12 protein-coding genes are annotated in these 12,379 nt (G+C 34.8%); 5 read left to right on the top strand and 7 right to left on the bottom strand.

Annotated elements, in window-relative coordinates:
* Positions 1 to 73 precede the first annotated feature (73 nt).
* From nhaA to JJQ60_RS14530, 6 genes are all read right to left on the bottom strand, one after another.
* Entirely contained in the window at positions 74 to 1,393 is a 1,320-nt protein-coding gene (nhaA, locus tag JJQ60_RS14555; RefSeq protein ID WP_201921621.1) for a Na+/H+ antiporter NhaA, read from the bottom strand.
* On the bottom strand, positions 1,390 to 1,962 hold the full coding sequence (locus JJQ60_RS14550) for an SCO family protein (RefSeq protein WP_201921618.1): 573 nt from the start codon (positions 1,960 to 1,962) through the stop codon (positions 1,390 to 1,392). Before JJQ60_RS14550 ends, nhaA begins: the two co-directional genes overlap by 4 nt.
* Before the next feature lie 62 nt (positions 1,963 to 2,024).
* On the bottom strand, positions 2,025 to 3,449 hold the full coding sequence (locus tag JJQ60_RS14545) for a tyrosinase family protein (RefSeq protein WP_201921615.1): 1,425 nt from the start codon (positions 3,447 to 3,449) through the stop codon (positions 2,025 to 2,027).
* 4 nt (positions 3,450 to 3,453) lie between these two features.
* Positions 3,454 to 3,903 carry a DMT family transporter gene (locus tag JJQ60_RS14540; RefSeq protein WP_201921613.1) on the bottom strand — a complete coding sequence of 150 codons (450 nt, stop codon included), beginning with the start codon at positions 3,901 to 3,903 and terminating at the stop codon, positions 3,454 to 3,456.
* The gene (locus JJQ60_RS14535; protein WP_201921611.1) at positions 3,903 to 4,406 is read right to left on the bottom strand and encodes a DoxX family protein; all 504 of its coding nucleotides are present in this window, start codon (positions 4,404 to 4,406) and stop codon (positions 3,903 to 3,905) included. The genes JJQ60_RS14540 and JJQ60_RS14535 overlap by 1 nt, the downstream gene beginning before the upstream one ends.
* A complete protein-coding gene (locus tag JJQ60_RS14530) occupies positions 4,384 to 6,216 on the bottom strand; it encodes an amidohydrolase (RefSeq protein ID WP_201921608.1) in 1,833 nt (610 codons plus the stop codon). The genes JJQ60_RS14535 and JJQ60_RS14530 overlap by 23 nt, the downstream gene beginning before the upstream one ends.
* 492 nt (positions 6,217 to 6,708) lie before the next feature.
* Between JJQ60_RS14530 and JJQ60_RS14525 the strand changes: the two genes are divergently transcribed.
* Together JJQ60_RS14525 and JJQ60_RS14520 are read left to right on the top strand one after the other, a co-directional pair.
* Positions 6,709 to 7,149, top strand: a complete 441-nt coding sequence (locus JJQ60_RS14525) for a hypothetical protein (RefSeq protein ID WP_201921605.1) — start codon at positions 6,709 to 6,711, stop codon at positions 7,147 to 7,149.
* Between the two features lie 111 nt (positions 7,150 to 7,260).
* Complete coding sequence (locus JJQ60_RS14520; RefSeq protein ID WP_201921603.1) at positions 7,261 to 7,623, top strand: hypothetical protein; 363 nt, start codon at positions 7,261 to 7,263, stop codon at positions 7,621 to 7,623.
* Positions 7,624 to 7,647: 24 nt separating this feature from the next.
* On the opposite strand, the gene JJQ60_RS14515 is transcribed toward JJQ60_RS14520, so the two are convergent.
* Entirely contained in the window at positions 7,648 to 8,325 is a 678-nt protein-coding gene (locus JJQ60_RS14515) for a class I SAM-dependent methyltransferase (RefSeq protein ID WP_201921600.1), read from the bottom strand.
* A 342-nt stretch (positions 8,326 to 8,667) separates the two neighbouring features.
* Here JJQ60_RS14515 and JJQ60_RS14510 point away from each other — a divergent pair, with 342 nt between their 5' ends.
* The 3 genes from JJQ60_RS14510 to JJQ60_RS14500 all read left to right on the top strand — a co-directional run bounded on the left by JJQ60_RS14510 (position 8,668) and on the right by JJQ60_RS14500 (position 12,221).
* Positions 8,668 to 10,512, top strand: a complete 1,845-nt coding sequence (locus JJQ60_RS14510) for a PLP-dependent transferase (RefSeq protein ID WP_201921597.1) — start codon at positions 8,668 to 8,670, stop codon at positions 10,510 to 10,512.
* A 288-nt stretch (positions 10,513 to 10,800) separates the two neighbouring features.
* Positions 10,801 to 11,364: a hypothetical protein gene (locus tag JJQ60_RS14505; RefSeq protein WP_201921593.1), complete on the top strand. Its 564-nt coding sequence runs from the start codon at positions 10,801 to 10,803 to the stop codon at positions 11,362 to 11,364.
* 338 nt (positions 11,365 to 11,702) lie between these two features.
* Entirely contained in the window at positions 11,703 to 12,221 is a 519-nt protein-coding gene (locus JJQ60_RS14500; protein ID WP_201921590.1) for a GNAT family N-acetyltransferase, read from the top strand.
* Positions 12,222 to 12,379 lie beyond the last annotated feature (158 nt).

Raw genomic sequence — 12,379 nt, 5'->3', positions numbered from 1 at the left:
AAAATAAACTACTCGTCTTAATTAGAAACAAGTAGCTTACAACCTAAAACCCAAACTAATAACCAACTAAATATTATCTCTCTTTAAAATTTTTGTTCTTCAAAAACCAAAGCAAACCTAAAAAAGCAGAAATAACTGAAGCGGTCAAAATTCCTATTTTAGCAATACTCAGTAGGTTCTCATCCTCTAATGCCAGTTCGGCAATAAACAAAGACATTGTAAAACCTATTCCCGCCATCATCCCAATACCATAAATACTTTTCCAAGTCACTTGGTTGGGTAGTTCACTAAGTCCCGATTTAACTAGAATTCTTGAAAAAACCGAAATACCCAGTACCTTTCCCAGGACTAGTCCTATAATTATCCCTAAGCTGACTGGGTGAAAAAGCATTCGAAAAAAATCATCAGTGATTCTCACGCCTGCATTCGCAAGAGCAAAAAGGGGTAAAATCAAAAAGTTGACAGCCGGTTTTAGCATATGTTCAACACGTTGTAGTGGTGTTCCTGCTCTTTTGGATTCAATTGAGATGTTATGAAGTATCTCTTCTTGTTTTGGAGTGAGTAAAGAATTGTCATTGGTACAGGAATCTTCAAAATCTTCAATCCATGATTTTAAATGCGTCTTATATTCTAGTTCGGTCACCTTTCTTGTTGCAGGGATAGTCAAAGCTCCCAGTACCCCCGCCAAAGTAGCATGAATTCCAGAAAGTAACAGAGCTATCCACAAGCCTAAGACTCCTACGACAACATAAAACCACATATTACGTATACCTACCACATTAGCTAAAACCATTATCCCTAAATATATCATACCAATTATTAAACTTTGAAAGTCGATTTGCGGAGTTAGAAATAATGCGATGACCAAAATAGCACCTACATCATCTACTGTAGCTAAAGCTGTTAAGAACACCTTTCCGTTTTTAGAAATGGTATTTCCTGCCAATGCCACAATACCTAAAGCAAAAGCAATATCAGTGGCCATAGGAATTCCCCAAGCACTTGAAGCTTCAGAATCATGATTTATAATGAAAAAAAGAATCGCTGGCAAAATCATCCCACCTAATGCTGCAACAACTGGCAATAAAGCTTTTTTTAACTGAGAAAGCTCTCCCGAAATGATCTCTCTTTTTATTTCTAAACCTACGGTAAAAAAGAAAATAGCCATCAACCCATCGTTAATCCAGATATGAATAGGTTCGGTAAGCGAAAAATCTTGGAATCCAATAGTGAATTCCATTTCAAAAAAATGGAAATAACTCTCTCCAAATGAAGAGTTTGCCCAAAGCATAGCCAAAACCACCATAGTAAGTAATAGCACGCCCTTTGCTATAGAACTTGAAAATCCATTATTAACACGGTCTATATATTTATCGATAAGACCATTCTTCATTTTTCAAGTAAGCTTTTAATGTCATTAATCAAAACTTCGGTACTGCCCAAATCGGTGCCATCATAAATTCCTCGAATATGTCTTTCTCCGTCAACCAAAATAAAACTGCCATCGTGTATAAAACTTCCTTTTGCTAATTCATCTTCTTGGGCGGTGACATAATATTCTTTTGCTATCTCATATATTTCCTCTCTCACCCCAGTCACTAAATGCCATTTTCCTTTTAAGGCTCCTACATCTTCTCCATATGATTTTAGCTTGGGAATTGAGTCTGACCTTGGGTCTATAGAATGAGATAGAATAAGTACCTCAGAATTGTTCTTAAAAGCTTCTTGAATTCTAATTTTGTTTCCAGCCATAGCAGGACAAATGGTTGGGCAAGTAGTAAAAAAGAAGTCTGCCACATACATTCGACCGTCAAATTCTGCTTGGGTAACTTCTTCTCCGAATTGATTTATAAACCGAAAATCAGGAATGGTATTCTCAGTAAATTCTTTACGAATCTGAAATTGACTGTTTGCAATTACGTTGACTTCACTTTCTTTTTTCTTTATATGATCTAGTATCATTAGAAAAAGAGCTATCAAAGAGACACCTGAAATTATTATCAATATTTTAAGCCCTTTCGCAGTCATACAAAAGAATAGGTTATGTTCTTAACTTCTAATGGTTCATCAGGAATATTTCGGCCTCGAACTTGAACGGGTTCAAAGAACACTCGTATCTTTTCTCCTGCACCAATTCGGTCTCTTATGGATCTAGTAATTTCGACATGCATATACACATCTTTTTCCAGTTTACCACCCTCTGCTGATACAATAGGTAATATGGTAAATGTACCAATGTACTTACAGTTTTCAGGACTAGGTTGAGCATCTCCGAAAAGAAAAAACACCCTAGAGCAATAAGGCATATAAGGCAATTGTGTCCGCTCATATTTTAGCAGCACATGAGAAGCGTTAGCTAAATCTATCTTCTCGACCGATTGTACTTTTCGTTCTTCCTCCAAAGAAGTATTGTAAATACCAGATGCTTTTACCAAATCATAAGATGGAACCACTTTATCTTCTAGTGAATTGTATACTCCATCTTCGCTATTAAAATCAAGGTCTTCGAATTGATATCCCAGTTTTTTGGTATCCAATACATCTTTGATTTTAATCCCGATGGGTTTTCCTTTCTCATCTGTAAAATAAAACACTTTTTCAAGCCAACTCGCCTCTAAAGGATTCCTGTGAGATTGGTCGGCGTCTAGCCATGCCTGCCAAAAACGGTCGCAATTACCATGATGGCCATAAAAGATTGGATCATACCCTGCGGCAACAAAACCAGCCATTTCGCCACCAATCCAATTGTGTATGTTGTTATGAAAACTCTGTTCAGCGATTCCATCTATTTGCGGACCTTGCCCTTTATAAGGGAAGGGATACCCTCCAAACGTCATAAATTTTTTAGCTCTCAAAGCTGGTCCCATATTCATAAAATCAAAAGGAATAATGTCATTGGGTTCGACCAACCGCGTGTCATTGTATAAAGGATTTTCTTTCCCTCCTTGATATTGTTCGGGAATACTGGGGTGTTTGGTCCAATCCCAATAATGCAGTGCCAACTTTGGTTCGCCCACCGCATGTTGAAGTTTCTTTTCTAAAGTCCAAAGATATGTTCTATGCCATGGCCATACATACCAACTGTAGTGCACTTGATATGTAAATTCTGTCGTCGCACAGAATTTTGTATGCAACGCACCATTTTCACTCCATCCTGTAGGATCAAGAGGCCATTTCTCACTACGTTTTCTCAGTATAGCAACAGCATCCTTTAAAAGTTGTAGTTCGGGGTCATTCACGGCGAAAGAAGCAATATTCTTTCTTGTAACTACTGATGAAGCGCCTGAGTTTATAGCTTGACTAACTGTTCCAAACGTATTCTCATCTGTAGGTTTGGTTTTACATGATGAAATTAAACCAGTACTTATTGCAGTTATACCAAGAGTACCAAACGCAGTACTTTTTAAAAAAGAACGCCTATTTGTCCCTGATGTTATTTTATTATTCATATAGTTAAAATTTTCGAATGAGTAATACCCCTATAACCAGAAAAACCACACCTACGAGGCGTTGCCAATTGATTTGTTTTACAGGTAGGTCTAACAAACCATAGTGATCAAGAATGAGAGATATGATCATCTGACCGGTTACTATCAAGGAAAATGTCAATGCCGTACCCAGCCTTGGAGCTAATATGATGACTACAGCCACGTAAAACGCTCCTAAGATTCCAGCGGTCCAGACTAACGGTGATACAGTTTTAGTTTGAACTATAGAAGTAAAATTGAATTTTAAGATGAATAGATAAATTAGAAGCCCCAACGAACCAATAAGAAAGGATGCAAAGGCAGCAAAAATTGGTTGTTGAACCGATTTACCCAATTGCACATTCAGTCCAGCTTGAATGGGCAAAACCGCACCTGCTATTATCGCTACTACTATGTAAAGGATTTGTGCTTTCATCAATTATATTTTTCTTTAAACCACGACTGACTAATTATCCTATCTGCTGAATATTTTCCAGGGCCTAATATGATTATAACTATAAAAGCTAAGGAATACATCAACGGTACATCCTTAACAGACCAAGGATCATCCAAATGAACAATTATAAGACCAATGAAAGGAATCATGAATGCTCCCACAGCAAACAGCCGCGTAAATAATCCCATCATCACAAAAACCGAACAGATAACATTAGAAAAAATAGCAATCAACGTAGCATTATAACCACCCATCCCGAATGGATCTGGGATATGTTGAATCTCTTCATGAAAGTTGACTATCTTTTTATAACCATGAATAAAAAGAAAAGCAAGGGATATTGTTATCCTATAAATTAAAAGGACAACATCCAATCTTTTTTCAGGTGTTTGTGTTGCAACCAAAACCATTAACCATCTTCTTATTATCTCCATACTTTCACGAGTACTTTTATACTGTCTATTTGGTTTGATATCCTCCATAATGTTTTACCGGAGACCATTCTGGAATTGCTTCCAGTAAAGGAGGGTTTAGTTCCTTAAATTCATCAGAGGCATATACAATCTTACCATTGGTTACCGTCAAAACTGATTTCAATTCTGAGATTTTATCTTCGGAAATAGAAAAGTAATCTTCAGAAAGAATTGCAAAATCTGCATACATACCAACTTCCAATGTTCCTTTGACATCCTCTTCCTGGGAAATCCAAGCACTACCCTTAGTATAAAGACCTAAAGCTTCTTCTCGAGAAAGTTGATTCGATTCTTCAGCCAATTGAAAACCACCTACTGTTTTACCTGAAATTAACCAATAGAGTGCTGGCCATGGATTGTAACTGGCCACACGTGTTCCGTCAGTACCTGCGCCAACTGGAATACCCATTCCCATGATTTTTTTGATGGGCGGAGCTTGTTTCGCTTTTTCAGCCCCATAACGTTCCACAAAATATTCACCAGCATAGGCCATACGCGCTTGAATCGCTATGCCGCCATTTAACGCTTTGATTCGCTTTAACTCACTTTCTGTAACCGTTTCTGCATGGTCAAAGAGCCATCTTTTTGAAGCTAGCTTCCCTTCTGTTTCCAGATTTACTTCTTCAAGCACATCTAGCATTTTGGCAATAGTTTCTCCATAAGTCGCATGAATCCTAAAGGGCCAGCCTTTATTTACGTGTAAACGAACAATACGTTTTAAATCTTTACGCCAAGTTGGCCTATCTTTTAATAAAGGTTGTGGTGCTAAAAAATTCTCAAAGTCACCTGCACTCCACGCTAAAAACTCTCCGCCTCCTTCCAATTCATAACCATGCTCGAGATGTATTTCTCCATTTTGACCTAATTTATTAGTTGCCATCCATTCCTGAAATTCTTCATATTCGGCTCCTTTATTTTGTGGAAATAAATAATAAGACAATCTTATGGGCATCTCTCCCGCTTTTGCTAATACATCTGTGCCTTTATAGTCTTTCGGAAATTTGTGACCTCCTCCTCCTGCATCTATACCACTAGTGATCCCTAAACTATTCAATTCTCGGTAGAATTGCTTTGTGCTATTTATCATTTCAGCTTCAGATAATGGAGGTAAAGAACCTATTCTTGCATATAAAATAGTAGGGTTGGGTTCAGCTAGTAAAACACCTGTAAGCTTACCATTCGGTCCTTTTTCAAAAGAGCTTCCTTCAGGTGCTTTAGTATTTTCATCAATATTCAGTGCTTTCAAACCCGCCTTATTCAACCAAGCTCTACTGTAAAGAAATAATATATAAGCCGGCACATCACCCGTTGCTTTATTGATTTCTTCAGGTGTGGGAAAACGCTTTTCTTCAAACTGAAAGGGACTCCACCCTCCAATCACACGAACCCATTGTCCTTCTGGTGTTCTAGCCGCTTGTTCCTTTAGTATTTGTAATGCCCGTTTTAATGATTTAACACCGTCCCACCTTAATTCTGCATTAAAAAACCGTCCACCCCGAGTAAGATGTAAATGAGAATCATTAAGTCCTGGAATAAGTGTTCGTCCTTGAGCATCTATTGTATTAGTATTTTCGCCGATATAACCTTCTATCTCTGTAGCGGTGCCAACAGCTGATATTTTACCTTCTTTTACAGCTATTGCTCCTGCAAATGAACTTTTATCATCCATTATGGCAACTTTGGCATTTTTAATCACCAAATCTGCTTTTTCTGAGTTGTTATCTTGCGAACTATTGCTCCTTTCTTCACCTTTGTTTTTACAACCTTGTAAAAACAGTAGAGTGGTAATTAGGAATATGAATTTTAGATAGTTTTTCATGAGAAATGGCTTTAAAATTTACCATACTCAAAACTCCTACAATTTTAATAAATGACTGGTGGATTTATTACACCGATAGTATCACTTTTTACAGGGTAATGCATTCCCAACAGGCTGCTGAAGATAATTTTCTGCTGATATATCATATAAGAGAAAATAAAAAGGGGGTTAAAGGATCTAATTGTGTATAATTTAAAAATTGATTTAATTATTTGATAGACTTTTGTCTTTCAAACTAAAGGCAAATAAATTTATTTACAATCAAATAGAGATCATCAACAAATCTTTTCAACTTTGCTGATGATGAAATCTGTATATTGAAAATGTAGTTATCTTTTGTATCTCTACATAATTGTTAGCAAAAATTAAAATGAATGTTTAAACGGACAATAAAACTTTTTTCTACTGCATGTATATTTCATTTTCTTTACCTTAGAAACAAACATACGGTGCAAGGGATTCAATTATGCAACGTCATAAAAAAAAGAAATAATGATTAACCGATTAGAATTTTCAATTGATATCGAGGCAGAAAAAACTACGATTTGGAAGGCGCTCTGGAATGATAGCTCCTATCGCGAATGGGTTAGTGTCTTTTTAGAAGGGTCTTATGCCATAACTGATGATTGGGAAGAAGGTAGTAAAGTACATTTCCTTGGTCCGGATAAAAGTGGCATCTATAGCATTATTGAAACGCATATCCCTAATCAAACAATAAAGTTTAAGCATATCGGAACTATAGTAAACGGAAAGGAACAACCTATTGATGATGAAACAAAAAAATGGTCAGGAGCGACAGAAATTTATACACTTAGTGAAGGAATAGACGGAATCACACTTTCTGTAGAAATTGATGTACTCGATGAGCATCTTGAATTTATGATAAAAACATTTCCAAAGGCACTTAAAAAAGTAAAAAACAACTCCCATTAAAATTGCTTAGCTCATTATAAATCAACTACCTTAACGACTCTTAAGATTCTTTCTTGATACTATTCTGCAACAATTCGTACATAAAAAATAATCTGTAAATCGAAACTTAAATTGGATAAAGAATTAGCTAAATATATCATCAAGTACTACGGAGGATTACTTAATGATTATGAACGTAAAGCGTATCAACATATTCTCTCAATGTCAAAACTAGGATGGAGAAGAAAAAATAAAAAATTATTGAAGGCGTATGAAAGTAAAGGTTGGATATCAACTGATCCAAAAGTTCTTGAATTAATAAAAAATGGAACCGAGGAATTTTTTAGAATTACAGCTCAAAGAATCCTGAATGATCATAATGAACAGATATTTATAAACAACTGTTCTAAGTGTAAAAAGCTAACAAGAACTCCTGAGGCCAGACAATGCAGACATTGCGGAAACAAGTGGTTTGACGAATCTAAACCGGAATAGAATTCAATTTAAAGCATTATTCATCTAAAAAACTTCATACAATGTAGTTACTATAATACCGCTACGATCATCTAAACCCAATGATAATAGTTGTTTTTCTTTTTTTACCTTAAAATTAAATGGTGGAGCCAATATGTCTAAACCGCTTTGCTTCTTTAGTCTGATCCCTTGTCCAGAAATGATGTCTTTATTAGGCACAAAATTACCTGCAGGCAAATGTTCTGTTAAAATAACATATTTAAAACCAGTTAACTTACTCACTATATTTTGTACCTCAGCATTTGATAAATGTTGTAGTACTTGTCTTAAAATAGCACAATGACCAGGAGGCAAATCATCTATTGCGATATCCAAACAATGAAATTCTAAATTCTCTTCTTTAAATTTTTCTGTATTATATGCTATAAGGTCTGCTACTATATCTACTGCGATATATTTCTTGGTATATTTCACTAATTCTTTTCCAACATTAAAATCCCCACAACCTAAATCACATACCACGATAGAATTTTTGAATGATGACAAGAATGATATTAAAACATCTATGTATGGATGTACTATTCCTGGATGATGTGACCCTATCCCAGAATAAAAATCAGATTCATTACTACCCCAAAGTTTCATCTCATAAATCTGCTCCATAGCATCTTTGGTCGGCCAAGGTTTCTTTATTTTTTTAATTTTATTCTTGTTCTTCTTCATAAACACTTCATTGGTTTATATAGACTTCAAAAAGTATACTTCTTAGTATTCAAATGTAAGATTAAAACAAGCACCCAGTATGCACAATTGAATATATTTAAACCTAAACAACTGATTTGATAGAAAACATTGTACACCTAAATCTCAGTTATGAATGAAGGCTAAATATCTTCTTTGGAGACTCTGCTAGTTCCAGAAGATCGAAAAACGAGAATAAACCCTACAAATAGAGAAAATTTATCGACACAAATACATCTAAATAATTATATAACAAAACGATGTGAAATACTTAAAAAAAATCTAATTACCGTATCTTTGCCGCCTTATCTAAAGGTTAATAGTATGCAAGATCCTAAAATGCTAACTTACATTAAAGATGTCTTAAAAAATATGCCAGCTGATTGGTTACATCTAACCACTCATCGACTTGATATATATGAGGAAAAGTTGGCCAAAACACAGTTTTTAGAACAGTTTGAAACTTTATTTAATAATCATGATGCTCAATCATCATCATTAAGTGAGTTACCTACGGCATTTGACTATATTAGATTAGGTCATCCATTATCTTGTGTACTAGAATGGGTAATTGCTAAGATGCATGATCTCAAAGCAGAGCATGTGATTAGTTTTTCTTCAATGACCATTCCTATATTGGCAGTGTTGAGAAAAAACGCATTGGATAATAAAAATACTCAAATCTTCTATATAGGTAAATTACCCGATTTTTTTGATGCAGAAATATTACAACAGGTTTATGGTTATACTTTTGAGATAACTAATGTGGAAAATGTATCTGCAATTTCTGAGAATAATGACAGTACCATTTTTATTTCACAAAAAGACGAAGTTTGCACATTTGAACTCACCTCAAATGTTGACTTTTTTATCAATATAAATACTCATTTAGGCAGTGTTTTATTGGTACAAGGCGAACAAAATGAAGGTTATATTTCAGAAATTCAACATGTAAGAAGAAGAGAAACTATTGCAATGACACCCGCCAATACGTTGATTGCTTTGAAGCATTTATTTGAGAAACCTTCTTTTGATCAAACAATACATACTTTTGAAACAAACAAGACAGATGTTTTAGCGTCTATACGAGAAATTACAGGAACAGATGCAGAGGCTCTAGTGGGCTCTAGTGGACTATCTATACAATATGCGATTATGATGGGGCTGGTGCACGAAGCTTTAGAAAAACATAAAGGAAAAGCGATCAAGATTATTGTTCCTCCAAATTGTTATGGAGGTACAAATGATCAAGCGCGGCGAGTGGCCGCTTGTAGTGATACTATTGAAGTTATGGATTTACCTGTTGATGGTGGTAAGGATATGGTTCAAAGCATAGAGGTCGTTTTAGACAAAATCGCTAAAGAAGATGCTATTCCATATATAATTGCAGAAATTCCAACAAATCCAAGAGTAGAAGTCCCAGATCTTAATAGATTAGAAGACGTTTTACGTAAAGAACGTAAAACTAAACATGGCGAAATTGCTATAGATCCGGTTTTTATTTTAGATCAAACATTTTGTCCTAATGTTCATTTTTTGGGCGAAAATGAAATACTCTCTACCGTTAGGGCCATAGCATATGTTAGTGGATCAAAATTTCCAAGTGGAGGTCAATGTACCGCAGGATACTGTGTAGCCAATAAAAAATCTGAAGCTTTGATGGAAAAAATAAAGTTGCATCTAAAGCTTTGCGATAATGAAGCCACACCACTTCAAATGGAAATATTAGCAAAACAATTGCCTTCGATGAATCAAAGAATTCATGATGCCTACAAGAACACGCGTGAATTTGTAGACTTCATCAATACCAATTTACCGGGGGCAAACATCAATTTTGTTTCTTCAGCCTTAGCAGAAAATGGATTTACTCCATCTGTGTTTTCTTTAGATCTTCCTACGAAAGGAAATAGTGAAGAGGAAAAAGAATCTTATAAAAGAGCATTGAATCTTAAATTAATCAATATGATGATTAATGAAATCCCTAATGAAAGTAAGTTCTGTGTGAGTTATGGGCAATTAAAGGGCTGTTATTGGACCATACCTGCAACATCTACTCAGGGAACAACTAAAGAAGGAGACAAAGATTATATTGTACGTGCTGCTCTTTCTCCTAATTTGGATCTCAAACGCCATAAGGAAGTCTTTTTGGATTTTGTTAATAGTATTTGACACCTGGAGAAATAATAACAACTTTTCAACTTACGTCTTCTGTGTAGGACATAATTAGGATCAGGATAAGACATCTCGGGTTATTTTTTTGGACTAGATATCTTTTATACCAAAAAAAATGCTGCCGTTAGCAGCGGTTTTTAGTTATGTAATCCTCAAATCGTAAACCTATGAAGACCTTGTAAACATAAAGTTATTCTAAGAACAAGAATATTTTCATACTTCTTAACACAAAAATCTTAAAAAAAGTTGTAAATTTAAGTACAAGAAATTATAAATCAACAGCTTATGAAAAAACTTTTACTCCTTTCATTTTTACTTCCTCTTACATTTTTTGCACAAACCAATTACTCGCAAGAGGATATTGCAGCAGCAGCAGCACACGACCAACAATGGTTACTCACTAACACTACAGGTGACCAAATGGATTATACATATGGTATTACAAAGATGGTTCAATCTTTTATTCAGGATAAAACAAATTGGGAAGCCAAATCTATGGCATGCCGCACAAACTGTTTACAATGGACACACCAAAGTAATACAACGGGTAACCTAAAAAAGAGAAAAATCTCGTATAAACTATATTATGATAAGTTACCGACAGGAAAACGAATTAGTACAAAAGTAGTTTTTGAAGGTAGCAGAGATCTTATTGTTGATTTTTTTATGAATTATTGGACCGAAGATCTTGAGTTTACCCAAGATTCGCAAGGTAAAGACCATCTTGCTACCGTACGATTTTTAACAGATATAGCAACATTAAGAATTAATGAAGAAGGTGAAGCGTCTATCACCGTGACAACGGGTACTGCCAAAGATGCTTATGCTACTATGATATCTCATAATTAGTAACAACTAACGTTATAATCAATACACTACTCCCCTTATTTGTCTACATAGACAAATAAGGGGAGTAGTGTATAATAAGGGGAAAAAACATTTGTCTATCCAATACAGTATTAAGGTTATACTTAATAGATTTCAACTATATTCAAAAAAAGGTCCAATTTCTGAACACTGATACTTTTTGTTATGGTGTGCATTTTTCTCAGTATTTGATTTAATGTTATATTGCTTTTTTGTTTGTTATAAGTACTTTTATAATAACTATAAAGTTACAAAAGGTAATTATATATAACTGTTGTATGTAATGCCCAAAACAAACTGTCGTATTCAAAGTACAAGTAATGGATAAGAATTTCCCAACTATAAAAACTGACCGACTATTACTTCGTGAAATTACTAATTTCGACCTTGAAAATATTTTCAATGGACTTTCCAACCCAAAAGTTATTGAACACTACGGAATTAGTTTTGACAGTTTGAACGCAACTAAGCAACAAATGATTTGGTATAAGAATGAAAAACAAATGTGGTGGGCGATTTGCTCTCTTAACAACCAAGTTTTCTACGGAGCTGGCGGATTAAATAATATTGATTGTAAAGTAAAAAAAGCGGAAATTGGACTTTGGCTACTTCCTGAGTTTTGGGGAAAAGGAATTATGAAAGAAACCTTACCGTTGATTTCTGACTACGGATTAAACCAACTCAAACTAAACCGAGTTGAGGGATTTGTTGAAACTGAAAATATTAATTGTAAAAGAGCAATGTCCAAACTTGATTTTCAACTCGAAAGAACAATGATAGATTGTGAAATAAAAAATAGAAAATTAATCAGCTTGGATGTATACGTTAAAACAATCTAATCAAAAAAGCACTAGACACAACAATGTGTCCTATGAAAAGCCTTAGTCCAGTTCTCTAAAGTTAATAAATATTTCCTTTTTGCTTTAAACCATCTTTTTTCTTTTAATATAACTTGCTCAGCATCCTATATGTGATACACCATTTATGGGGTTCACCG

Source organism: Aquimarina mytili, assembly GCF_016735115.1.
Lineage (GTDB): Bacteria > Bacteroidota > Bacteroidia > Flavobacteriales > Flavobacteriaceae > Aquimarina > Aquimarina mytili.
The sequence above is the reverse complement of the archived record's forward strand: the minus strand, read 5'-3'. Positions and strand labels throughout refer to the sequence as shown.